Raw genomic sequence first — 24,059 nt, 5'->3', positions numbered from 1 at the left:
AGGTATGTTTAAGGTTAGAAAGGTTTTAAATAATAATGCGCTTTTGACCATTGACACCCAGACCCAAGAAGAAGTGATCTTTATTGGGAATGGGGTTGGTTTTGGTCAGCACATGAATCAACAATTTATTCCCAGAGATGGTGATGTGGCTTATCGCCATGAAGCGAAAGTAGATCTCATCCCTGCGGTTACAAAAAATGATCCGATTTATTTGGAAATTGCGAGCGCAATTATTGATGAAGCAAAAAAGGAATTTGGAAATATTGATACAAGTATATTGCTACCTTTAAGCGATCATATTGCCTTTGCGATCCATCGGATTCAAAACAATATGGTGATTTCTAACCCTTTTTCTCACGATATCTCTTTGTTATTTGATCAAGAATATCAAGCAGCGCTTAAAGCGCGGGATATTATTGAACAACGCCTCGATATTCGGATCAATGATGAAGAAGTTGGCTATATCACACTTCATATTCACTCCGCTCGAAGTGATGATCAAGTGAGTGAAGGAATGCTTTTTGCGGTGTTGATTAATGAATCGATTCAAGAATTAGAAGAAGCTTTCTCGATGAACGTAGATGTGCATTCATTATCGTATTCGCGAATGTTAACACATATGAAATATCTCATTGCACGAACGAAAAATGGCGAAAAATTATCGATTGATATGGATGAATTTACGAAAAACCAATTCCCGCGAGCTTATGAAATTTCTAAATCGATCATCAAAAAGACGGAAAGAGCGTTGAATAAAAAAATCGAACCAATCGAAATTGGATATCTAGCTTTACATATCCAACGCGTATTCTCTCTAGAAAAAAGTGTATAGACTAAAATAAGATAAAACATCAAATCCCTGGCGTCCTCATTAAGACTCCAGGGATTTTTATACAAGAGCTATCCACGATCAGATACAAAAAAAGGGTGATCAATCGACCATCCTTTTTTGACATAAAATTCTATGAATTGGTAATGAAATTATATTTGCGATTGAGCAGACGCAATGTGCGATCAGTCATTTCATCTGGGGACATGCAATTTAGATCCATCAGCCAGTTCTCAATTAAGCTTAAAGCAACATCACTTAAAACATTTAATTCGAATTCATCAAGATCTTCATACAAAAAATAGATCGCTTGGGATTTAATGTGCGATTGGATGAAATCACGAAAATGACTTTTAAATGAATTTTGTCCTTCGATTTTTAATGCTTTGCGATAGAAGTCTCTATTTTCATATAAGTAATGATACGCTTGGCGCATTCGTTGAATATGTTGGTTAGTATCCAGCGGATCGATGTGCATTTGGACGTAAGAAGCGATTTCTGAATCGAAAATCCAATTCAATAAATCATATTTATCCATGAAATGGTAATAGAAACTTTTACGATGCATTTCGCATCGTTCGCAGATTTGTCCGATTTGAATTTTCTCAAATGGAGTATCTTCCATCAATGTTTTTAATGAGCTTGCTAAAGCTCGTTTTGTAATATTGGAGTCAGCCATATCTGTTTTTCCTATTCATTAACCGAGAAAACCTAAATGTTCGAGTAAGATATTGAGCCCGATTAAAATCAAAATGATTCCCCCGAGAATTTGGGCTTTTGTTTCAAATTTACGACCGAAAACGTTGCCGATCTTCACACCGACCATACTAAATAAGCAGGTGCAAATGCCAATCAAAGTGATCGCAAGCCAAATGTTGACATTGCCAACCATCGAGAGTGAAATGCCAACGGCCAAAGCGTCGATAGAAGTGGCAACGGCCATCACAAACATCGTCTTGGTTGATAAATCAGCATCTTGTTCATCTGGTTGACAATCACATTCATCTTTCGAACAAAGTGCTTCTTTGAGCATATTGATTCCAATGAAGGCCAGTAAAATAAAGGCAATCCAATGGTCAATTGCTTGAATTGATGAAGCAAATAATGCGCCTAAAAAGAAACCGATCAGTGGCATCAGTGCTTGAAAGCCACCAAACCAAATTCCGCAAGTTAAGCTTGCTTTTAGTGTTGAACGCTTCATTGCTAGACCTTTGCAGATCGAAACCGCAAAAGCATCCATGCTGACGCCAACAGCTAATAATAATAATTCACTAATTCCCATAACTTGTTTCTCCTTCACTATGTCATGAAACGATGGGAAAAAAAAGACGAAACTCACCCACCGCAGCAGATAAGTCTCGTCAATTAAGGTGACACCAGGATGTATATCCAGCATGTTGGTATCGCCGCGTAAATACGCTGACTACTCCCTTATGTATCGTTAATAATATTGGATAATTAAGATTTGATCAAGATGATTTTGGGACAAATGATAAAAGATGGTCAAAAATGTAACGAATATAGCCGTACGAGAAAAAATGGGACGATACCCATTGTTTGTCCAATGCACTTTTTTAAATTAATTCTATAATACAATACATAACCAAAAAGAAGGAGGATCTTCAATGACAGGACACAATGAAGATGCGAATCAAGTCGTCCAGTCCCTTCAGTCAGACTTGACTACTGGCTTAACGCAAGGCCAAGTTGAAGAGAAGAGGGCACAATTTGGAGAAAACAAGTTAAAGGAAAAGAAAAAGAAAACGACTTTGCAACGTTTTGCGGAACAGTTCAAAGATGTGATGATCTTAATTTTGATTATCGCAGCAATCGTTTCTTTTGCGATCGCTTGTATTGAAGGAGAACCTAAAGAATTTTTTGAACCGGTTCTTATTTTGCTCATCGTCATCTTGAATGCGATTATGGGCGTAATGCAAGAAAGTAAAGCCGAAAAAGCATTGGATGCACTGAAAAGTTTATCAGCACCGCACGCAAGAGTGTTACGTGATGGAAAAGAAAAAGTCATCGATGCTGTTGAACTCGTTCCAGGTGACATTATTCACTTGGAAGCAGGGGACTTTATTCCAGCCGATGCAAGATTGATCCGTAGCGTAAGCTTAAAAAGTGAAGAATCCGCTTTGACGGGGGAATCAGTTCCTTCCGAAAAAGATGCGAGTGTAATTGTTGATGAAAAAGCTCCATTAGGAGATCGCAACAATATGGTGTTCTCGGGATGCAGTATTACATATGGTACAGCGACAGCTGTTGTTACTGCGACGGGAATGGATACTGAAATGGGGAAAATCGCCAACCTTTTAGAAAATGAAGGGGAAACACAAACTCCATTACAGAAAAAATTAGCGCAATTAGGAAAATATCTGGGCTTTTTAGCTTTAGGTGCATGTGCCATTATTTTCGTTGTGGGAATGATGAATGGAATTCCAGCACTTGAAATCTTCATGACTGCAGTTTCTTTAGCTGTTTCAGCAATTCCAGAAGGATTACCTGCTATTGTTACGATTGTTTTATCGATTGGTGTACAACGGATGGTCAAGAAAAATGCGATTATCCGTCGTTTACCTGCAGTAGAAACTTTAGGTGGTGCTTCTGTCATTTGTTCTGATAAAACAGGAACATTGACACAAAACCGCATGACTTTAGTGAAAGCTTATCTTGATGGTGCAACAGACACTGAAGACATTACGATTCATAACTCCGATGAGGTTAAAAAACTTTTGACATACGGTACGTTATGTAGTGATGGAAATGTTGTTTTCCATGGTACAGAAGAACAACATATCGGGGATCCAACGGAAACCGCAATCGTTTTAGCGGCTCATCGTAACGGATTACCAAAAGAAATGCTCAATCGTGAATATCCTCGTTTAGCAGAAATTCCGTTTGACTCCGATCGTAAATTGATGACCACTGTAAACAAGATCGATGACAAGTATATCGTGATTGTTAAAGGGGCATTCGATATGATGGCTTCGCGTTGTATTGCTGGTGATTTAGAGCGGGCAGCACAAGTCAACGAAGAAATGAGTAAAAACGCATTGCGTGTGCTCGCAATTGGTTATAAAGAAATCGATGAAATTCCAGAAGAACCAACTTCTGAACAATTAGAAAATAACTTAATCTTCATGGGCTTAGTGGGTATGATCGATCCACCTCGTGAAGAAGCAAAAGCTGCCGTTGATGTTTGTCGTCATGCAGGAATTCGTCCAGTCATGATCACAGGTGACCACGTCATAACCGCTTCTGCGATTGCTAAACAACTTGGTATCCTGCAAGAAGGGGATCGGGCAATTACTGGTGTTGAACTCGATGCAATGACAGATCGTGAACTTGATGAACAAGTCGAAAACATTTCCGTTTATGCGCGTGTTTCCCCAGAAAATAAAATCCGTATCGTTAAATCTTGGCAACGTAAAGGTCAAGTTGTTTCGATGACCGGTGATGGTGTTAACGATGCGCCAGCCTTAAAAGCAGCAGATATCGGTTGTGCAATGGGGATTACCGGAACTGATGTTGCTAAAGGAGCAGCAGATATGACACTGACTGACGATAACTTTGCGACAATTGTCGACGCTGTCCGTGAAGGACGTGGCATTTATGCCAATATTAAAAAAGTTGTTGGATTCTTATTAGGAACCAACATTGGGGAAGTTATCTTAGTCTTTATGGCGATGTTAATGTGGCATGAATCCCCATTACTTTCCATGCAATTATTATGGATTAACTTAGTTACTGATAGCCTTCCTGCAATCGCATTAGGTATGGAACCAGTTGAACCTGATGTCATGGATCACAAACCAAAACCAAAAAACGAAGATTTATTTGCGCATGGTTATGGAATCCGCATTATCCTGCAAGGGGTGATGTTCGGTGCTTTATCTTTAATTGCTTATTATTTAGGTAAACAAGGAATGGGAACAGTTGAAGGCGGACAAACAATGGCGTTTATGGTGCTTTCCCTTTCCCAAGTTATTCAAGCGTTCAACATGCGTTCTGAACGTTCCCTGTTCAAAATAGGAATCTTTACAAACAAAAAGTTAAATCAAGCAACACTTGTTTCCGCTTTATTAGTACTTGTTGTCTTATTTACACCTGTATCTAATTTATTTGGCGTTGTTATGCTTTCCGGCAAATTGTATATGATTGCTTTATGTTTGATTTTCACACCAGTTGTTGTGATGGAATTATCAAAAGCATTTGGTTTAATCAAACATCATCATTAAGATTCAATAAAGCAATGAATCATTAAATATTTAAGTTTTGAAAAGGAGTTATCGAGCAAAAGATAACTCTTTTTTTAGAAATGATTTAGCAAATTCATCTGAATAAAGAAAAAGACCATCCTGTTGCGGATGGCTTTTTTTGAGTTGTTACTCGATCGTTCGTTCCTGTTTCTAGTTTTATAGATCACGGCTATACCATGTAGCCGATACCTTTACGGGTTTGAATAAAGTCAAATAATGAAATGCTTTCGAGTTTGCGACGGAGTCGATTGACGTTAACCGATAATGTGTTTTCATCAATGTAACAATCCGTTTTCCACAAGGCATCCATTAAGAATTCGCGTTTGACGATTGTATCTTTGTTTTCCATTAAGATCTTAAGAATCTTTGCTTCGTTTTTGGATAAATCAATCGTTTTACCATTGAAGCTAACTTCGTTATTTCCAATATTTAGACGAACACCTTTGTGTTCAAGGTAATCGATATGTGAAGTATAATCGAATGTTCTTCTTAAAAGCGCGCGGATTTTAGAGACTAAAACGGTAATATCGAAAGGCTTAGTGATATAGTCATCGGCTCCTTGGTTGAGGGCACTGATGACATTCATGTTTTCGTCTGCACTAGAGATAAAGATGATTGGCACAGATGATGTTTTACGAATTTCAGAAGTCCAGTAAAATCCATTCCGTTCAGGTAGATTAAGGTCCATCAAGACAAGATCGGGTTTTAATTCTTCAAATTGTTGGAGAATGTTATCAAAAGTTGGTGTGGTATACGCATCAAATCCCCAGCCTGTTAAGACAGAAGATAATGCGCTGGAGACGGATGGATCGTCTTCCACAATCATGATTTTATACATGACTCTATTATAAAACTTTCTACTTTTTAGAATATGAATTTACTCCTAAAAGTTTTTTAAGAATTCTGAACGAAAATTTTAGATTTTGTAAGATTGCATTCGATTATCGTTAAGATACACTCGCTTGTGAATCTAAATCTTCTTCAAATTGGAGGGTAAAACAGATTGACATAAGTTTCTTTCTTTTCTTGATCTATTGAAAAACAAAATTTTCACAAATCTTTTATTTAAAGCAATGAAACCGATTAACAGACTCGTGAAAAATTTGTCTAAAAAATCAAAAAAATTGGTTTATCATTGATGAACCCTATCATTGTAAAAAGTGCAAAAAGACAGGGCGAAAAGTGAAAAGAAGTCGAGAAAAAGAAAGGAAGGCAGAATGGAAGAAAAACAATTTGAATCAAATGATATTGCTCGTTTTCAAGAGAATAACAAGAAAAATAAAGCGCGCGGCATGGATATGGTCGAAGGTTCGCTTTGGAAAAAAGTATTTCTATTTGCGTTACCGTTAGGATTAACGGGAGTCTTACAACAATTGTTCAATGCGGCGGATATAGCAGTCGTTGGACAATTTACCGGCGAGCTCGGCGCACATTGTATGGCAGCGGTCGGGGCTTGTACCTCTTTAATTTCGTTATTAGTCAATGTGTTTATTGGGATCTCAATTGGAAGTAACGTTGTTATTGCCAATGCAGTAGGTGCCAATAATGATAAACGTGTTAAACGTACTTGTGTGACTTCAATTTGGGTTGCACTCATCGGTGGATTATTCGTGACTTTAGTTGGGGAGCTGATCTCCGGGCCAGTTTTGAAATTGATGGGTGTGCCAGCCGAAGTCTTCGATATGGCTAACCTGTACATCAAAATTTATTTGATGGGCATGCCAATTATCTTGCTTTACAACTTCGAAGCTGCAATTATGCGTGGAATTGGTAACACCAAATTGCCATTATTCGCATTAAGTTTAGCAGGTGTGATCAATGTTATTTTAAACATGATCCTTGTCATCGGATTTCATATGACAGTTGAAGGTGTTGCGATTGCAACAGTTTTTTCTAACTTGATCAGTTCGATTATTTTATTTATTTATTTGCGAAAAGATAAATTGATTTCATTCCACTCTTTGTTTGACCATCCAATTCATGGTGATATTTTAGTGAATATTTTACGGATCGGTATTCCATCTGGAATTCAATCCTCTGTATTTTCAATTGCGAATGTGGTCATCCAATCTGGATTTAACTCATTAGGAACGATTATCATGGCATCAAGCAGTGCATCGTTGAACGTGGAATCTGTTGTATATAGCCTTGTTTCTTCTTTTGGCCACGCTTGTACAACATTTACAGGTGCCAACTATGGAGCTAATAAAATTCAACGTTGTAAGCAAGTGCTCATGACATGCTTGTTATTGGGCTTAGGGGTAACATTTGTTTCAGCGGGATCAGTGATGGTCTTTGGACGTTCTCTTGTTAGTTTATTTAACGGAAATCCGGAAGTAATCGCGCAAGGTTATGTACGTTTAGTCGTGATGTTGTCCTCATATGTGTTCGTTATTCATTATGAGGTGATTTCAGGATATTTAAGAGGATTTGGAATTTCCGTTTTACCAGCAGCAGTAACAACGCTCGGTGTTTGTGTTGTCCGTATTTTCTGGATTTTTGTCGTATTTCCAATGAATCCAACGTATCATACGATTTTAGCAGTGTTCCCCATTTCACTGGGCCTTACCGCGTTCTTGATGATTGGAGCATTGTTTTATATTAAGCCCGCAACAAAACGCCAAAAAGCACAAGCTAAATAAGCTTAAATAGTTGCATCATAAATTATCGTTATAAATAAAGAAGCTTTGACTAAAATGGTCAAAGCTTTTTTTCTGTAACCAAATCTATCGATTTAGAAAAAAAGAAAAAGTTGAACATGACTAGGCATCTTCAACTTTGATCTCTGTATATTTTTTGAAATTTTAAGACTTGCCCATTATTCAACAATGATTTGGCAACTTTTTAATGTTTCAATTGCAGCGTTATGTTTTTCGGTAGTGACCCCTGCACAACATGCTGAATCGACATAAATCTGTAATTCTGGAAGATAAGCTTTAATGAGTAAGGCGTTGCTGATGACACAAATGTCTGTGCAAACCCCGATCAATTCAACACTTTCTACATTTCCTTGTTTGTATTGATTGACGATATATTGGGCAAGATCAACACTACCGAAAGTTCCTTTTTCAAAAACGAGATTGTTGTTTTGTTTTTGTAAAGATAAAAGTGGGTCAATTAATTGCCAACCGTGTGTATCTTTAATGCAATGGGGAACAGGTAACATTTTGCCTTCTTGTGTTTCCATATAGTCCGGTTGATGTGTGTCTAAAGTATAAATAACTTTGCCAGAAAAGTTTTGAACTTTTTGTACTACACGATCAACAATTGCTTGTGCTTCTTGGGTTCCAAGTGCATCGTAGGTAAAGTCATTTTGCATATCGACAACGATAAGATATTTTTCAGCCATGATTTTTCCTCTCTTCATTTTTCATCATCCAATGGGAATGACATCATTTAACTTATTTTCAAGCTATTCCTATTTTAGCCAAAAAGGCAGAGGAAAAAAGGAAACGGGCAAAATATCAATAGATAACAAACACTCCATACCAATCGAAGCAAGTTTCCATGATCTTCGACTGAAAAAAGGGATATCGATTATTCCATAAGATTTGATTAAAACAAAGGCGAGTGAGGAAACACAAAAATTAAGCGCCAAATCCAATAGACAATCATCAAAAATACCCAAGTATAGAGAACGGCATTTTTCCAACGATCTTTTCCTTTGAACCATAAAACGATAGATAAGCCAAGACAGATCAAGGATGGAATTAACATCGCATGCCATTGCAAAGATAAAGCAAAGCGTCCTTGTAACAAATCAAGAAAAGCGCGAGTCATGCCACAACCAGGACAAGGTAAAGAAAAAATAGCTCTAAATGGGCAATGATAATCGAACACAAACACAACAAAACCAACAAACACGACTAAAAATCCCCATCTCAGAAAATTGCGATAGTCAAAGGGAATACGAGGTGGTTTTGGAGATGGTTGGACATGAGAATATGAATTAGAATTTAGCATAGAATTTGATTACTTTCTTTTTGTTTATTGTAGCTTTGTATTGATCAAAGCGAAAAGGCAGGCGCTTGAAAAATAGTGTAGCTGTCAAAGATTGAAGATCCAAAAATAGGAAATTAAATACTTAGATCATGTATGAATGAGTAGCGATTGAAAGAACAAATAAAAGATTGACGTCTAAAAAGAATACATTTTTGTAATTTGTCTTTTTGGAATGGCTTAATGTTTTTGTAAAACATACATTTTTATGAAAATTATGAAAACGAACCATTGATTTCTTTTCATTCTTCTTTTCATTAAAAATGAAAATGATATACTTTGAAAGTCAAATTTAATGAGGAGGAATTATGGCAGATCTTAAAGCTTTATACGAAACAGTAAAAAAACGTAACCCGAATGATGCTGAATTTTTGCAAGCTGTGGAAGAAGTATTCGAATCACTTCAAGTCATTGCTGAGCAAAAGCCAGAACTTCTTGATGATGGCGTCTTAGAAAGACTTGTTGAACCAGATCGCCAGATTATGTTCCGAGTTCCTTGGGTAGATGACCAAGGTAAAACCCAGGTTAATCGTGGATATCGTGTTCAATTTAATAATGCGATTGGACCTTACAAAGGTGGCCTTCGCTTCCATCCAAGTGTAAATATCTCAATTATCAAATTCTTAGGATTCGAACAAATTTTCAAAAACTCTTTAACAACATTGCCAATGGGCGGTGGTAAAGGTGGAGCCGACTTTGATCCAAAAGGAAAGAGTGATGGCGAAATTATGCGTTTCTGTCAGTCTTTCATGACCGAACTTTATAAATATATCGGACCAAACGAAGACGTTCCAGCTGGTGATATTGGTGTTGGTGGCCGTGAAGTTGCCTATATGTTTGGCCAATATAAACGTTTGACAAACGACTGGTCCGGCGTTTTAACCGGTAAAGGATTAACATTTGGTGGATCCTTAGTTCGTACGCAAGCGACAGGTTATGGCTTATGCTACTTCACACAAGCTTTACTTGAAAACAAAGGAACAAACTTCGAAGGAAAAACAGTTGCGATTTCCGGTTCGGGAAATGTTGCAATCTATGCTTGTGAAAAAGCACAGCAGCTTGGTGCTAAAGTTGTTACTTTATCCGATTCCAATGGTTCCATCTATGATCCAAATGGAATTGATTTAGCAACAGTGAAAGAAATTAAAGAAGTTCGTCGTGGACGAATCAAAGAATATTTGGATTCTCATCCAGAAGCAACATACATGGAAGGTAAACGTCCATGGTCTGTTCCATGCGATATCGCATTACCTTGCGCAACACAAAACGAATTAGATCTAGAAGACGCTAAAGCTCTTGTGGCAAATAAAGTCTTCTGTGTTTGTGAAGGGGCAAATATGCCAACAACACCAGACGCAATTCACTATTTAATGAAAAATGGTGTTTACTATGCTCCAGGTAAAGCAAGTAATGCCGGTGGTGTTGCATGCTCTGGTTTAGAAATGAGCCAAAACGCTGAACACTTAAGTTGGACATTTGAAGAAGTCGATGCAAAATTGAAAGACATCATGGTTGGTATCTTCAACAACTGCAAAGACACAGCGGAAGAATTCGGTCGTCCAGATGAATATGTGATCGGTGCTAATATTGCTGGCTTCTTAAAAGTTGCTCAAGCAATGAAAGAACAAGGTTGCTGCTAAGAAAGTGGGTTATCCCACTTTTTTTGTGCAAAATTGAAGAACAGGAAAAAAATCAAAATTGAATAGTGGGGATGACAAAGATACATTTAAGAAAATTTCAGTTGTTTATGACAAAAAATGTTACTTTTTTAGTTTTGAACTGAAAAATAAGGCAATTATACGTTTTGTTTTGCGTTGAATAAAGGATAGAGGTTTACCAACACTAACCAAAACAGAGAAGAAATGTTTTTCAGACTGTGTTTTTTTGACTATAATGATCACAGAATTACGTGATGAAAGGAGGACTTCTCAATGGCTGCAAAAGTTACTGCTGACCTCTGCATCGGATGTGGAGCTTGCGAAGGTGGATGCCCAGTTGGTGCTATCTCTCTTAATGATGGTGTAGCAACTGTAGACGCTGATACTTGCATCGATTGTGGTGCATGCGTTGGTGGATGCCCAGTTGGTGCTATCGCTCTTGACTAATTCCAATTAATCTAGAAAGCAAAAACGGCGAATAGCCGTTTTTTCTTTTCTGTAGTCAAATAAATGCTAATGAGTCTTTAATAAATGAATTAGTTAATTACAGATTGAAAATAAAAAAGAAGGTGTACACCTTCTTTTTTATTGATCGAGTTGAGTTGGATTATTCCCCTTTAAAGGAACCATCGATTTTAGCTAATTTTTCAATACGACGGATGTGGTTAACACCTTGAGAGAATGGTGTGTTTAAGAAAGTTTCAACAATGTCTTTTGCTGTTTCTAGACCTGTTGTTCTTGCACCCATAGCTAACATGTTTGCATCGTTGTGTTCACGAGTTAAACGAGCATCAGTAACGTCTTTGCATAATCCGCAACGAATTCCTGGAACTTTGTTAGCAGCAATGCTGATACCGATTCCTGTACCACAAATTACAATTCCAAAATCTGCTTCGTGGTTTACAACAGCCATAGCTGCTTTTTGACCAAATTCTGGATAGTCAACGCTATCGTTTGTATCAGTACCAACGTTAATTACTTCATAACCTTTGCTTTCTAACATTGATTTAATTTCATTTTTCATCGCAACTGCTGCGTGGTCATTTCCAATCACAATTCTTGTCATATTCGTCTCCCTCTTTCTGTATATTTGTTTTAGATGATTTCTTACTAGAATATTTGAAATCAAGATCATTACTATCATGAAAAAACTGTTGGATAAAAAGCAAGAATAAATACTTACCAACAGGCATTTAAACAATAGAGCTATTAGATCTTCTTATTTATACTACTCGATAAGAAAGTAAATGGGCAAAAAAAGAGATGAAATCACTAAAAAAATAAAAATGGATAAAGAGCTCTAAAATAAATTCATTGATTTGTAGAAAAAACTCAAAAAGAAAAGAGAAAAGTTTATGCATGAATAACTCATTATGAGAAGTATATAATTCAGTATGAATAAAATCTGAAAAAATAATCTGAAAAAACACGATAGGTAAAGCAAGCACAAATAAAAGTGAAATTTTTTTAAAAAATATGCTTGCAAAGAGATGGGATATGTGGTTGAATAGTCGAGCACTCACCGAGCGGCAACGCTGATGAGGGCAGCGACAAAGACTTGGAAAACAACACGAAATAAAGAAATTCAAATTTCGAGTTGACAATCCAAATCTCAAGCGGTATAGTAAACAAGCTTTTTGACCGGGTAGCCGGTTGAAAACAGATGGCTCTTTGAAAACTCAATGACAGACAATTCAAATTCGATAAAAATTATACAACGTCGATTCTGAACAAAAACACTTAATATACTTCAATATATCATTTCACGAAATAAATAAACGCAAATGCGTTTGAGTCAATATCAAATGGAGAGTTTGATCCTGGCTCAGGATGAACGCTGGCGGCATGCCTAATACATGCAAGTCGAACGAGCTACTTCGGTAGCTAGTGGCGAACGGGTGAGTAACACGTAGATAACCTGCCCATACCCGGGGGATACGCTTTGGAAACGAAGTCTAAAACCCCATAGGAAGATTTAAGGCATCTTAAATTTTTGAAATAAGCTTTGGCTTAGGGGATGGATGGATCTGCGGTGCATTAGCTAGTTGGTGAGGTAACAGCTCACCAAGGCGATGATGCATAGCCGGCCTGAGAGGGCGATCGGCCACACTGGGACTGAGACACGGCCCAGACTCCTACGGGAGGCAGCAGTAGGGAATTTTCGTCAATGGGCGCAAGCCTGAACGAGCAATGCCGCGTGGGTGAAGAAGGTCTTCGGATCGTAAAGCTCTGTTGCGAGGGAAAAAGGAAGAGAAGAGGGAATGATTCTCTTTTGATGGTACCTCGCCAGAAAGTCACGGCTAACTACGTGCCAGCAGCCGCGGTAATACGTAGGTGGCGAGCGTTATCCGGAATGATTGGGCGTAAAGGGTGCGCAGGCGGCATATCAAGTCTGAAGTGAAAGGTACGGGCTCAACCTGTACAGGCTTTGGAAACTGGTATGCTCGAGGACAGGAGAGGGCGGTGGAACTCCACGTGTAGCGGTAAAATGCGTAGAGATGTGGAAGAACACCAGTGGCGAAGGCGGCCGCCTGGCCTGTAACTGACGCTCAGGCACGAAAGCGTGGGGAGCAAATAGGATTAGATACCCTAGTAGTCCACGCCCTAAACGATGAGGAGCAGGTGTCGGGGGTAGTACCTCGGTGCCGAAGCTAACGCAATGACTCCTCCGCCTGGGGAGTATGCACGCAAGTGTGAAACTCAAAGGAATTGACGGGGGCCCGCACAAGCGGTGGAGTATGTGGTTTAATTCGAAGCAACGCGAAGAACCTTACCAGGCCTTGACATCCCGAGCAAAGACATAGAGATATGTTAGAGGTTATCTCGGTGACAGGTGGTGCATGGTTGTCGTCAGCTCGTGTCGTGAGATGTTCAGTTAAGTCTGGCAACGAGCGCAACCCTCGTGATGTGTTACTACCATTCAGTTGAGGACTCACATCAGACTGCCGGTGACAAACCGGAGGAAGGCGGGGATGACGTCAAATCATCATGCCCCTTATGGCCTGGGCTACACACGTACTACAATGGCATCTACAGACGGAAGCGAACCTGTGAAGGCAAGCCAATCCGAGAAAAGATGTCCCAGTTCGGATTGAAGTCTGCAACTCGACTTCATGAAGTTGGAATCGCTAGTAATCGCGGATCAGCATGCCGCGGTGAATACGTTCCCGGGCCTTGTACACACCGCCCGTCAAACCATGGAAGCCGGTAACGCCCGAAGCCGATGGCATAACCCGTAAGGGAGTGAATCGTCGAAGGCGGGACCGATGACTGGGGTTAAGTCGTAACAAGGTATCCCTACGGGAACGTGGGGATGGATCACCTCCTTTCTAAGGAGAAAGTACAAGGGAAGAGTTAAGTGAGTTTGTCATTGAGTTTTGGAAGAGTGATCTTCCAAGGTGAGAGAGGGAGACCTTGATCATCAACCATCGATCTTTGAAAAACGAATGATCAGTATAAGACATAACAGAAGGTCTGACGTAAGTTGTAGAAAACATTACGAAGGTAATCAGAAAAGATAAACCAAGTCAGAAAAACAGTAAACAGTTCTTATAGTGTAAAAAACAATCTCGAAACAAGCATATTTTGAAATTAGATCAAGCAAGGAAGGGCGTACGGAGGATGCCTTGCCACTCTTGAATGAAGAAGGACGTATTAGACTGCGAAAAGTCATGGGGAGCTGTCAAAAAAGCGCCGATCCATGAATATCCGAATGGGGGAACCCGGCTGGAGTCAAGTCCAGTCATCCATACTTGTATGGAGAACAACCCGGTGAACTGAAACATCTAAGTAGCTGGAGGAAAAGAAAACAAAAGTGATTTTCCGAGTAGCGGCGAGCGAAAGGGAAAGAGCCCAAACCGTAGAAATACGGGGTTGTAGGAACGCGAGATACAAAAGGTAAGTGAACTAGAATGTGATGGAAAGCACAGACAAAGAGGGTGAAATTCCCGTATAGGTAAGCGAACTGAGTCGTTAGCGTCTCCTGAGTACGACGAGACACGAGAAATCTTGTCGGAAGCAGGCGGGACCATCCGCCAAGGCTAAATAAGTAAGAGTGAGCGATAGTGAAGAAGTACCGTGAGGGAAAGGTGAAAAGAACCGCGCAAGCGGAGTGAAAGAGAACCTGAAACCGTATGCCTACAAGAAGTCAGAGCCCGTCAAAGGGTGATGGCGTGCCTTTTGTAGAATGAACCGGCGAGTTACTTTTGGATGCGAGGTTAAGCAGGAAAATGCGAAGCCGAAGCGAAAGCGAGTCTGAATAGGGCGAATAGAGTAGACAGAAGTAGACCCGAAACCGGGTGATCTAGCCATGGGCAGGTTGAAGCAAAGGTGAAACTTTGTGGAGGACCGAACCGACTACCGTTGAAAAGTTAGCGGATGACCTGTGGCTAGCGGAGAAATTCCAATCGAACTCGGAGATAGCTGGTTCTCCCCGAAATAGCTTTAGGGCTAGCGTTAATGGAAAGCTGGCGGAGGTAGAGCACTGAATTCATGATGGCCCCATCCCGGGGTACTGAATGGAATCAAACTGCGAATGCCGTCAGTCAATAGTTGGCAGTCAGAGCGTGGGTGATAAGGTCCATGCTCAAGAGGGAAACAGCCCAGACCGCCGGCTAAGGCCCCAAAATGATGACTCAGTGGAAAAGGATGTGGAGATGCACGGACAACTAGGAGGTTGGCTTAGAAGCAGCCATCCTTGAAAGAGTGCGTAATAGCTCACTAGTCGAGTGGCTCTGCGCCGAAAATGTACCGGGGCTAAGTCATCTGCCGAAGCCGCGGATTTAATTAGATATTAAGTGGTAGGGGAGCGTTGCATATTCATCGAAGCAGGATCGTGAGAGTCTGTGGAGGATATGGAAGTGAGAATGCCGGTGTGAGTAGCGAGATGCAGGTGGGAATCCTGCACACCGAAAGCCCAAGGATTCCAGGGGAAGGTTCGTCCGCCCTGGGTTAGTCGGGACCTAATGCATAGCCGAGAGGCGAAGCAGATGGAAAACAGGCGAAGATTCCTGTACCCGTGATAAAGGCGATGGAGTGACAAAGACGGGAAGTGTGACCCCCTTAATGGATTGGGGGCGAAGCGAAGCAGTACAGATCTAGGCAAATCCGGATCAATATGTACAGAGCGTGAACGGTAAACGAAATCTTCGGAAAGTAGTGAAGCACATGGAGCGGCTTTCAAGAAAAGCTTCTAGCGTTAACTTTATTGCGGCCCGTACCAAAACCGACACAGGTGGGCACGTAGAGAATACGAAGGTGAGCGAGAGAACTGTTGCCAAGGAACTCGGCAAAATGGCCCCGTACGTTCGCAAGAAGGGGCGCTCGAGAGAGCCGCAGTGAAAAGGCCCAAGCGACTGTTTAACTAAAACACAGCTCTATGCAAAGCCGTAAGGCGAAGTATATGGGGTGACACCTGCCCGGTGCTGGAAGGTTAAGGGGATCTGTTCGTCGCAAGACAAAGCAGTGGTCCGAAGCCCCAGTGAACGGCGGCCGTAACTATAACGGTCCTAAGGTAGCGAAATTCCTTGTCAGGTAAGTTCTGACCCGCACGAAAGGTGAAACGATTTGGGCGCTGTCTCGGCAGCAGACTCGGTGAAATCTTAGTACCTGTGAAAATGCAGGTTACCCGCAACTAGACGGAAAGACCCCATGGAGCTTTACTGCAGCCTGGTATTGGGTTTTGGATGATCATGTACAGGATAGGCGGGAGGCAAAGAGATAGGAACGCTAGTTTCTAAGGAGCCGCCGTTGGGATACCGCCCTTGATGATTTGAACCCCTAACGTAGACGAAAGTCACAGACAGTGCCAGGTGGGCAGTTTGACTGGGGCGGTCGCCTCCTAAAGAGTAACGGAGGCGCCCAAAGGTGCGTTCAGTCTGGATGGAAACCAGACAAAGAGTGTAAATGCAGAAGCGCGCTTGACTGCGACACCGACAAGTGGAGCAGGGACGAAAGTCGGGATTAGTGATCCGGCGGTGCCGAATGGAAGGGCCGTCGCTCAACGGATAAAAGCTACCCTGGGGATAACAGGCTGATCCCGCCCAAGAGTTCACATCGACGGCGGGGTTTGGCACCTCGATGTCGGCTCATCGCATCCTGGAGCTGGATTCGGTTCCAAGGGTTGGGCTGTCCGCCCATTAAAGCGGTACGCGAGCTGGGTTCAGAACGTCGTGAGACAGTTCGGTCCCTATCTGTTGTGGGCGAAGGAGATCTGAGGGGAGCTGTCCTTAGTACGAGAGGACCGGGATGGACCTACCACTGGTGCATCGGTTGTCATGCCAATGGCATAGCCGGGTAGCTAAGTAGGGAATGGATAAGCGCTGAAAGCATCTAAGTGCGAAACCAACCCCAAGATAAGATCTGCGGTAAATAAGACCCCTTAAAGACGATAAGGTGATAGGCTGGGAATGGAAGTGAAGTGATTCATGGAGTTGACCAGTACTAATCGGTCGAAAGCTTCATCTAAGATTCGAGAGTATAAGAAAAAAGGTAACTGTAACAGTTATGTAAATACTGGTCTTCGTTTTTGAAAGATCGATGGAACAATTCAATAGTACAGTGGCGATAGCGGATGGGTCACACCTGATCCCATTTCGAACTCAGAAGTTAAGCCATCTAGCGCCGACGATAGTGAATGCGAAAATAGGAAGCCGCTGGACAAAGAAAAACTGCCTTGATATGAGGCAGTTTTTTTTAGTTAGATAAACATGAAGTAAACTTTTTATTGTATAAAGATTTTTGTCCTCTTAGTCCCTTCATTTATTTTCGCGAAATAAAAAGGCAGAAACTTAAGTAAATCTGCAAAGAAATTCGATAAGCAGTTGCGTAAGTTAAGATTGAATCAGTATAAATAGATAATTTTTCTGTATATCCAATCGTATCCCTTAGATCCCTTTTGAAATTGAGTGATGTTAAAGAATGATTCTTTACGAGAAAGCCAAAGCGAAACCTCTTTCAGCTTTTTATAAAAGATGTTGCATCTTGTTTTGAATATGTTATCATAAGTACGTACAAAAGGATTGTTACTGGTCATGCAGGCTATACCGAATGTACATACGACGTTTTTTCGTATGTCATTTTGGTATAGCCTTTTTTTATCGAGGAGGGAACTTATGCAAGTAGAAAAAGTGATCAACAACAACATTATTCGAACTCTCGATGAGAACAGTAACGAGCTGATTGTTATGGGTTCTGGTCTTGGTTTTAAAAAGAAACCGGGTGATCCAGTAGATAAGACAAAGATTGAAAAGATTTATCGTTTACAAGATCATGCCCAAAGTAGAACACTAGAGGATGTTTTAGCAGGTATCTCACTAGAGGTTATCCAAACAGTGAATGAGATTGTTGAACGAGGCTCTGCCTTACTTGGCGTAAAGTTTAGCGATGCAGTATATATTGCGATGGCCGATCACGTTCAATTTGCAATCGCGCGAGCTAAAAACAACATTTTTGTTCCGAATGCTCTTAAAAATGAGATTTGCAGTTTCTATCCAAATGAATTTGAAGCGGGTCTTCAAGCAGTAGAAATTATTCAAAGGCGCCTGGATGTTTCACTGATCGACGATGAAGCTGGATTCATTGCTTTGCATTTCATTAGTGCTTTACAAGAAGACCAAAATATTGAATCAGCAAGAGTCATGACGGAATTGATCAGCAATAGCTTACGGGTTTTGAAGTATCAATGCCATCTTGATCTGGATACGGATTCTCTTGCTTATCGAAGATTCATTACCCATTTAAAGTATTTTAGTCGTCGGTTATTTAAATTAACTTCTTCTGACGAACCACCAATTGATATAGCTATGTATCAAATGATCAAATCTCAATACAAAGCTGCCTATTTAAATGTGTTGAAGATTTCTAGTATGATTCAACAAGTTTATAAAAAGGAACTGAGTAATGATGAAATGATCTATTTGACGATTCATATTAATCGACTCATGGAAGTAAATGGTTTGAAAAAAGAAAGAATTAGCCCGAACAACTTGATCTAATGTAAAAAAAATCGATATAAAAGAAAGGACTCACAATATGAATTACAACGAGCTTGGTGCAGTCATTTTGGACCTGGTTGGCGGTAAGGATAATGTTACTGGTTTAACTCATTGTGCTACACGGCTTCGCTTTAATTTAAAAAACGAAGGTTTAGCAAAAACCGATCAAATTAAAGAAACTCCGGGTGTTTTAGGGGTTGTTTCTAAAGGTGGTCAATATCAAATCATCATCGGAAATGATGTTTCTCATGTTTTTCGTCCAATCATGGATGTTGTAAAACTCGAAGAATTCAATAGTGCTTTAAAATCTGAAGAAAAGAAAGGATTAGGAAGCAAGTTTATTGATACGATCACAGGTATTTTTACTCCAATTTTACCGGCAATTACAGCTGCTGGTATGATTAAAGCTGTTTTGTCTATTTGTACAGCATTTGGTTGGTTGCAGACAACGGATTCTACATATCAAGTCATCAACTTTATGGCTGATGCGGCATTCTATTTCTTACCTGTTCTTTTGGCAAATTCAGCCGCAAAGAAATTTAATACGAATCCATACTTAGCCATGATGATTGGGGGAATTCTTCTTCACCCTAACTTTGTTTCAATGGTTACAGCTTCTAAAGAAACAGGAGAAGCAATTCGTTTATTTGGATTGCCAGTTTATAACGCATCCTATTCTTCTTCTGTTATTCCAATTATTTTGGCAGTATGGTTTATGAGTTACGTTGAGCCTATTGCAGATCGCATTTCTCCAAAAGCGATAAAATTCTTTACAAAGCCATTAATTACCATTCTAGTTAGCGGAACAGTGACTCTGCTTGCGATTGGTCCAGTTGGATTTATTATTTCTAGTTGGATTTCAAACGGAATTAATTTATTGAACTCTTATGCTTCATGGCTTGTTCCAACATTGCTTGGTGGATTGTTCCCAATTTTTGTTATGACAGGAACTCACTATGGAATTATTCCAATTGGAATCAATAACCGTATGACAATGGGATATGATACGTTAGTTTATCCTGCAAACCTTTGTTCTAATATCGCTCAAGGGGCTGCAACTTTTGCGGTTGCTGTAAAAACAAAACAAGAAAATATTCGAGAACTTGCTTACTCGACAGGAATCACAGCAGTATGTGGTATCACAGAGCCTGCTTTATTTGGTGTAAATATTCGTTTTAAAACACCATTAATTGCAGCTTGTATTGGTGGGGCTTTTGGTGGCCTTTATACAGGTTTAATGGGTGTCCGTAACTTTGCGGGTGGATCACCTGGATTAATGACTTTAGCTGGTTATATTGGCGATGACACATTTAGACATTTAATCCACGCAAGTATTGGCGCAACGATTGCATTCGTGATTGCTTTCATTGTTTCTTATATTTTATATAAAGAAAAAAACAATGACGGAACAGAAAGCAAAGGAAAACAAGAAGAAGGAAAACAAGATCAAAAAGAAAATCAAGATAGACTTTCACTAGGAGGAATCAAGATCTGCTCCCCTGTTCAAGGAACTCTAGTAGATCTTAAAGATGTCAATGATCCAACTTTTGCACAAGAAATTTTAGGAAAAGGAGCTGCCATTATTCCTGAAGACAACACATTTTATTCACCAATTGAAGGTGAAGTTGTTATGGTGTTCAACACAGAACACGCAATTGGATTAAAATCAAAAGATGGAGCAGAAATTTTAATTCACGTCGGTTTAGATACGGTGAATCTCAATGGTGAGCACTATCATGCTTTAGTTAAAGCAGGAGATAAAGTAAGAGTTGGCGATCCAATTCTTGAAGTAGAGTTAGAAGCGATAAAAGAAAAGGGGTACGATTTAGTTACTCCAATCTTAGTTACAAACTCTAATGATTTTCAGGATATTGCCGCAACTAACGACGGTTCAGTCAATCCTGGAGACCAGATTATCTTAGCTTTCCATTAATCAATTCAACTCAAAAACGAGGTTCCTTGTAAAGGAACCTTTGTGTTTATACAGAATAGGAGAAATAAAATGAGTCTTCCAATGAATTTTTTATGGGGTGGCGCTACAGCTGCCAACCAACTTGAAGGGGGCTGGCAAGCCGGTGGTCGTGGCTTAGCTAATGTGGATGTCACACCGCATGGTGCAGATCGTGGGGATGTTATGCGTGGAATCAAAAAGATTCATAAAATCGATGAAAAACATCATTTTCCAGCTTTAGAAGCAATTGATTTCTATCATACATACAAAGAGGACATTGCAGAGTTTGCGGCAATGGGGTTTAAAGTTTTCCGAATGTCCATAGCGTGGAGCAGAATTTTCCCAAATGGAGACGAAAATGAACCAAATGAAGCAGGCTTAGCGTTTTATGAAGACGTATTTAAAGAATTGAAAAAATATCAGATTGAGCCTCTTGTTACCATTACACATTTTGATATTCCAATGCATTTGATTGAACAATATGGGGGTTGGAAAAACCCAATCGTTATTGAGTTCTATAAAAAACTTTGTCGAGTCCTATTTACACGTTTTAAACCATACGTTAAATGGTGGTTAACGTTTAATGAAATTAATATGATCCTTCATTTGCCATTTATGGGTGCAGGGCTTGAATTTGAAGAAGGCGAAGATCAAGAGAAAACAAAATATCTAGCAGCCCATCATGAACTTCTCGCTAGTGCATGGGCAACCAAAATTGGACATGAGATCAATCCTGAAAACCAGATTGGTTGCATGGTTGCTGCAGGGGATTATTATCCATATTGTCCAATGCCAGAAGATGTTTTCTTGGCGCAACAAAAACAACATGAAAATTTGATGTTTATTGACGTTCAAGCAAGAGGAGAATATCCAAATTATGCGAAGAAAATGTTTGAACGATTGGGAATTGATCTAAACCTTGATGCTGAACAAGAAAAACTACTCAAAGACTATCCAGTAGATTTTATTAGTTTCTCTTACTATTCCACTCGTTGTGTTTCCACGCGAGATGATGCTGGGGAATCGACGGGTAATGCTTTTAAAGGGGTAAAAAATCCATACCTCAAATCGAGTGAATGGGGTTGGACGATTGATCCTCTCGGATTACGAACGACAATGAACACACTGTATGATCGCTATCAAAAGCCACTTTTCATCGTTGAAAATGGACTAGGTGCAAAAGATGAATTGGTTCAAGATGAAAATGGAAATTGGACAGTGCAAGATGATTATCGTATTGACTACCTTCGTCAACATATTCAGGCATTTAAAGATGCTGTAGAACTTGATGGAATTCCTTTACTTGGTTATACAACATGGGGATGCATCGATTTAGTTAGCGCATCGACAGGGGAAATGTCTAAACGATATGGATTTATTTATGTAGACAAGGATGATCAAGGACAAGGAAGTAATCAACGATATCGCAAAAAATCATTTGACTGGTATAAGAAGGTCATCGAATCAAATGGAGAGAATCTCGATTAGTTCGCCACATTTCGAGTTTTACGCAACACTTTATTCAATAACACAATAGGACTCTGACAATTTTGTTGGAGTCTTTATTTTTGTTTAGTTGAGTCAAAATTTCAAGATTTCGTGAATATTTTAATTAGTGTCAAAGCGCTTTCTTTAATTTGAAGGTTATGGCAAGATACCTCATATTAAGCAAAAAAGATGGATAAAATAGTTATGAATAAATTAGTTTCGAATCTTGAATCAGGGGTGTTAAAAATTCACTTAACTGAAGCATTAAAAATTGCATTTGGTTCTGCATTAGCGGTTGTTATTTGTACACTACTGAATCTTCCTCATCCTTATTCAGCAGGGACCATTACTTTGCTGACATTAATGGGAAGTACACGAAAACAGACGTTGTCATTAATTGGAAAACGGTATGTATCGTTTGGATTTGCGATCTTTTTGTGTTGGTTGATCTTTCCTCATGTAAAATCCATTTATTTAGCGTATGGGCTGTATTTGTTAGGAATCGTTTTTATTTTGTGGACCATAGGCTGGAAAGATACTCTATCTGTTAATGCGGTAATTGGGACGGCATTTATCCTCGATCAGACATTTTCTTTCGAACATATTTTGATCGAACTATTGATTTTGACGATTGGAATTGCGATTGCCTTTCTTTTAAATCTATATCAGCCAGATCTTGCGATTAAGAATTTGGTTTATGAACAAATCTTTAAAGTCGAATATGAAATTATGGTGACCTTTATCGAATTATCTGGTGTTTTAAAAGGAACGAAGAAAATTGAAGCAAGTGCAAAAACGATTCAAATGATGCTCGATGATATGAAAAAGGCTGTTGATTTAATTCAACAATATTATCAAAACCGCCTCGGGACTGGACATCGTTGGATTTTAAATTATTTAGAACTTGGCTTTGCCCAATATTCATTAATTCATGTTTTAACAACACAATTGGATCTCCAACCTGTTTGCACAAAACGTTTGGGTGGTGTCATTGATCATATTGAAGAAACCGCTTTGACGGTAATTGATGCCATCGAGCCTAAGGAATGGTTAGAAAAAAATCGGCTTGTCATTGAACAAGTAGAACTCAATGAACACCGTGCATTGGAGGCTAGCACACAAGCGATCTTGTTAATGATGTTGTATAACTTACGTGAGTTTGTTCAACTTAGACAAAATTTTTTAAATCGTTTAATAACTAAAAAAGAACAAGAAGAGTTTTACCGACGCCATCACCATTATCAGGGTGAATACGCAAATAAACTGATTCAATTACAACAAGATTATGCCAGTCGTATGGAGATAGAAGTTGAATTAGACAATTGTTAACAGATTGAGGAGGTCACAATTCGGATCTCCTTTTTTTGATTGAAAAATGATGGGTTAAATTGTAGTACGTATATCGGATGAATATTAAAATTCTTTTGAAAGATCGATACAATCTACTCTGTAAGATGAATGTGAACCAAACACTTTAAAAACATGTATATACAAAAAGAACGAAAGGAGTGAATGAGAATGAAATATTTTAGCGTACCGGTCAATGAAGAAGGCCAACGTGCACTCAATAGTGAAGAGGATTCATTTTATATCCATGATTATGAAATGGGTCAAGATGAGTTTGAACGCTTTGTAAAGAGTGGCCTTCTTCATCAAATTAATGAAACATGTGATTTAACACTGGAAGAAGGGAAGCGTTGTTGGATTTCATTTCAACAAGCGGATCAAATTCTACAATTATTGCCAGGAACACAATTTGAAAGTTCTGAATTCGCCGGCGCTTTAGTCGATGCTATTTACTTTTTAAGTGGTGTCGATTGCATGCTTTAATTGATTTTAATATGAATGATAAATTAAATAAAACCTCTGTCACAAGAC

At 39.5% G+C, this 24,059-nt stretch carries 16 protein-coding genes and 3 rRNA genes; 13 read left to right on the top strand and 6 right to left on the bottom strand.

Annotated elements, in window-relative coordinates; translation table 11 throughout:
- The first annotated feature begins 4 nt into the window (after positions 1–4).
- Positions 5–832 (top strand): PRD domain-containing protein, encoded by an 828-nt coding sequence (locus tag ALLST_RS0107515; protein WP_019893524.1) that lies wholly within the window; start codon positions 5–7, stop codon positions 830–832.
- Between the two features lie 130 nt (positions 833–962).
- Here the strand turns inward: ALLST_RS0107515 and ALLST_RS0107510 are convergent, their stop codons facing one another.
- Together ALLST_RS0107510 and ALLST_RS0107505 are read right to left on the bottom strand one after the other, a co-directional pair.
- A complete protein-coding gene (locus ALLST_RS0107510) occupies positions 963–1,508 on the bottom strand; it encodes a TetR/AcrR family transcriptional regulator C-terminal domain-containing protein (protein WP_019893523.1) in 546 nt (181 codons plus the stop codon).
- Between the two features lie 18 nt (positions 1,509–1,526).
- Positions 1,527–2,111, bottom strand: a complete 585-nt coding sequence (locus tag ALLST_RS0107505; protein ID WP_019893522.1) for a manganese efflux pump MntP — start codon at positions 2,109–2,111, stop codon at positions 1,527–1,529.
- 343 nt (positions 2,112–2,454) lie between these two features.
- Here ALLST_RS0107505 and ALLST_RS0107500 point away from each other — a divergent pair, with 343 nt between their 5' ends.
- Positions 2,455–5,070, top strand: coding sequence for a calcium-translocating P-type ATPase, PMCA-type (locus ALLST_RS0107500; protein WP_019893521.1), 2,616 nt, complete (start codon positions 2,455–2,457; stop codon positions 5,068–5,070).
- A 190-nt stretch (positions 5,071–5,260) separates the two neighbouring features.
- Here ALLST_RS0107500 and ALLST_RS0107495 read toward each other — a convergent pair whose 3' ends face one another.
- Positions 5,261–5,929, bottom strand: a complete 669-nt coding sequence (locus ALLST_RS0107495; protein ID WP_019893520.1) for a response regulator transcription factor — start codon at positions 5,927–5,929, stop codon at positions 5,261–5,263.
- A 379-nt stretch (positions 5,930–6,308) separates the two neighbouring features.
- Between ALLST_RS0107495 and ALLST_RS0107490 the strand changes: the two genes are divergently transcribed.
- Positions 6,309–7,733 carry an MATE family efflux transporter gene (locus ALLST_RS0107490; protein WP_019893519.1) on the top strand — a complete coding sequence of 475 codons (1,425 nt, stop codon included), beginning with the start codon at positions 6,309–6,311 and terminating at the stop codon, positions 7,731–7,733.
- Positions 7,734–7,909: 176 nt separating this feature from the next.
- Here ALLST_RS0107490 and ALLST_RS0107485 read toward each other — a convergent pair whose 3' ends face one another.
- Together ALLST_RS0107485 and ALLST_RS10505 are read right to left on the bottom strand one after the other, a co-directional pair.
- The gene (locus ALLST_RS0107485) at positions 7,910–8,440 is read right to left on the bottom strand and encodes a cysteine hydrolase family protein (protein WP_019893518.1); all 531 of its coding nucleotides are present in this window, start codon (positions 8,438–8,440) and stop codon (positions 7,910–7,912) included.
- A gap of 206 nt (positions 8,441–8,646) precedes the next feature.
- Complete coding sequence (locus ALLST_RS10505; RefSeq protein WP_019893517.1) at positions 8,647–9,054, bottom strand: DUF2752 domain-containing protein; 408 nt, start codon at positions 9,052–9,054, stop codon at positions 8,647–8,649.
- 344 nt (positions 9,055–9,398) lie between these two features.
- Between ALLST_RS10505 and gdhA the strand changes: the two genes are divergently transcribed.
- The gene (gene gdhA / locus ALLST_RS0107475; protein WP_019893516.1) at positions 9,399–10,730 is read left to right on the top strand and encodes an NADP-specific glutamate dehydrogenase; all 1,332 of its coding nucleotides are present in this window, start codon (positions 9,399–9,401) and stop codon (positions 10,728–10,730) included.
- A 291-nt stretch (positions 10,731–11,021) separates the two neighbouring features.
- A complete protein-coding gene (locus tag ALLST_RS0107470; RefSeq protein ID WP_019893514.1) occupies positions 11,022–11,195 on the top strand; it encodes a 4Fe-4S ferredoxin in 174 nt (57 codons plus the stop codon).
- A 160-nt stretch (positions 11,196–11,355) separates the two neighbouring features.
- On the opposite strand, the gene rpiB is transcribed toward ALLST_RS0107470, so the two are convergent.
- The gene (gene rpiB / locus ALLST_RS0107465) at positions 11,356–11,814 is read right to left on the bottom strand and encodes a ribose 5-phosphate isomerase B (protein ID WP_019893513.1); all 459 of its coding nucleotides are present in this window, start codon (positions 11,812–11,814) and stop codon (positions 11,356–11,358) included.
- Positions 11,815–12,550: 736 nt separating this feature from the next.
- On the opposite strand from rpiB, the gene ALLST_RS0107455 reads away from it, so the two are divergent.
- The 8 genes from ALLST_RS0107455 (at position 12,551) to ALLST_RS0107420 (ending at position 24,011) form a co-directional block, all read left to right on the top strand.
- A 16S ribosomal RNA gene (locus ALLST_RS0107455) occupies positions 12,551–14,077 on the top strand.
- A gap of 265 nt (positions 14,078–14,342) precedes the next feature.
- A 23S ribosomal RNA gene (locus ALLST_RS0107450) occupies positions 14,343–17,213 on the top strand.
- Positions 17,214–17,302: 89 nt separating this feature from the next.
- Positions 17,303–17,407, top strand: a 5S ribosomal RNA gene (rrf, locus tag ALLST_RS0107445).
- The 16S, 23S and 5S rRNA genes sit together here, the layout of an rRNA operon.
- Positions 17,408–17,860: 453 nt before the next feature.
- The gene (licT, locus tag ALLST_RS10500) at positions 17,861–18,742 is read left to right on the top strand and encodes a BglG family transcription antiterminator LicT (protein WP_019893509.1); all 882 of its coding nucleotides are present in this window, start codon (positions 17,861–17,863) and stop codon (positions 18,740–18,742) included.
- Positions 18,743–18,779: 37 nt separating this feature from the next.
- Positions 18,780–20,675 carry a beta-glucoside-specific PTS transporter subunit IIABC gene (locus tag ALLST_RS0107435; protein WP_019893508.1) on the top strand — a complete coding sequence of 632 codons (1,896 nt, stop codon included), beginning with the start codon at positions 18,780–18,782 and terminating at the stop codon, positions 20,673–20,675.
- 69 nt (positions 20,676–20,744) lie between these two features.
- Complete coding sequence (locus ALLST_RS0107430; protein ID WP_019893506.1) at positions 20,745–22,181, top strand: 6-phospho-beta-glucosidase; 1,437 nt, start codon at positions 20,745–20,747, stop codon at positions 22,179–22,181.
- A 204-nt stretch (positions 22,182–22,385) separates the two neighbouring features.
- Positions 22,386–23,510, top strand: a complete 1,125-nt coding sequence (locus ALLST_RS11135; RefSeq protein WP_051087245.1) for an aromatic acid exporter family protein — start codon at positions 22,386–22,388, stop codon at positions 23,508–23,510.
- A 183-nt stretch (positions 23,511–23,693) separates the two neighbouring features.
- Positions 23,694–24,011: a hypothetical protein gene (locus tag ALLST_RS0107420; protein WP_169336059.1), complete on the top strand. Its 318-nt coding sequence runs from the start codon at positions 23,694–23,696 to the stop codon at positions 24,009–24,011.
- The last annotated feature ends 48 nt before the right edge of the window (positions 24,012–24,059 follow it).

The organism is Allobaculum stercoricanis DSM 13633, assembly GCF_000384195.1.
Lineage (GTDB): Bacteria > Bacillota_I > Bacilli_A > Erysipelotrichales > Erysipelotrichaceae > Allobaculum > Allobaculum stercoricanis.
Note: the sequence above shows the minus strand (reverse complement) of the source record. Positions and strands in the feature narration are given on the sequence as shown.

What these genes read in the sequence shown, in the direction of transcription:
- ALLST_RS0107510 (WP_019893523.1), bottom strand. Translation starts at nt 1,508, where the DNA reads ATGGCTGACTCCAATATTACAAAACGAGCTTTAGCAAGCTCATTAAAA.
- ALLST_RS0107500 (WP_019893521.1), top strand. Translation starts at nt 2,455, where the DNA reads ATGACAGGACACAATGAAGATGCGAATCAAGTCGTCCAGTCCCTTCAG.
- ALLST_RS0107505 (WP_019893522.1), bottom strand. Translation starts at nt 2,111, where the DNA reads ATGGGAATTAGTGAATTATTATTATTAGCTGTTGGCGTCAGCATGGAT.
- ALLST_RS0107470 (WP_019893514.1), top strand. Translation starts at nt 11,022, where the DNA reads ATGGCTGCAAAAGTTACTGCTGACCTCTGCATCGGATGTGGAGCTTGC.
- ALLST_RS10505 (WP_019893517.1), bottom strand. Translation starts at nt 9,054, where the DNA reads ATGCTAAATTCTAATTCATATTCTCATGTCCAACCATCTCCAAAACCA.
- ALLST_RS11135 (WP_051087245.1), top strand. Translation starts at nt 22,386, where the DNA reads ATGAATAAATTAGTTTCGAATCTTGAATCAGGGGTGTTAAAAATTCAC.
- rpiB (WP_019893513.1), bottom strand. Translation starts at nt 11,814, where the DNA reads ATGACAAGAATTGTGATTGGAAATGACCACGCAGCAGTTGCGATGAAA.
- ALLST_RS0107430 (WP_019893506.1), top strand. Translation starts at nt 20,745, where the DNA reads ATGAGTCTTCCAATGAATTTTTTATGGGGTGGCGCTACAGCTGCCAAC.
- ALLST_RS0107485 (WP_019893518.1), bottom strand. Translation starts at nt 8,440, where the DNA reads ATGGCTGAAAAATATCTTATCGTTGTCGATATGCAAAATGACTTTACC.
- ALLST_RS0107495 (WP_019893520.1), bottom strand. Translation starts at nt 5,929, where the DNA reads ATGTATAAAATCATGATTGTGGAAGACGATCCATCCGTCTCCAGCGCA.
- ALLST_RS0107490 (WP_019893519.1), top strand. Translation starts at nt 6,309, where the DNA reads ATGGAAGAAAAACAATTTGAATCAAATGATATTGCTCGTTTTCAAGAG.
- ALLST_RS0107515 (WP_019893524.1), top strand. Translation starts at nt 5, where the DNA reads ATGTTTAAGGTTAGAAAGGTTTTAAATAATAATGCGCTTTTGACCATT.
- licT (WP_019893509.1), top strand. Translation starts at nt 17,861, where the DNA reads ATGCAAGTAGAAAAAGTGATCAACAACAACATTATTCGAACTCTCGAT.
- ALLST_RS0107420 (WP_169336059.1), top strand. Translation starts at nt 23,694, where the DNA reads ATGAGAATGAAATATTTTAGCGTACCGGTCAATGAAGAAGGCCAACGT.
- gdhA (WP_019893516.1), top strand. Translation starts at nt 9,399, where the DNA reads ATGGCAGATCTTAAAGCTTTATACGAAACAGTAAAAAAACGTAACCCG.
- ALLST_RS0107435 (WP_019893508.1), top strand. Translation starts at nt 18,780, where the DNA reads ATGAATTACAACGAGCTTGGTGCAGTCATTTTGGACCTGGTTGGCGGT.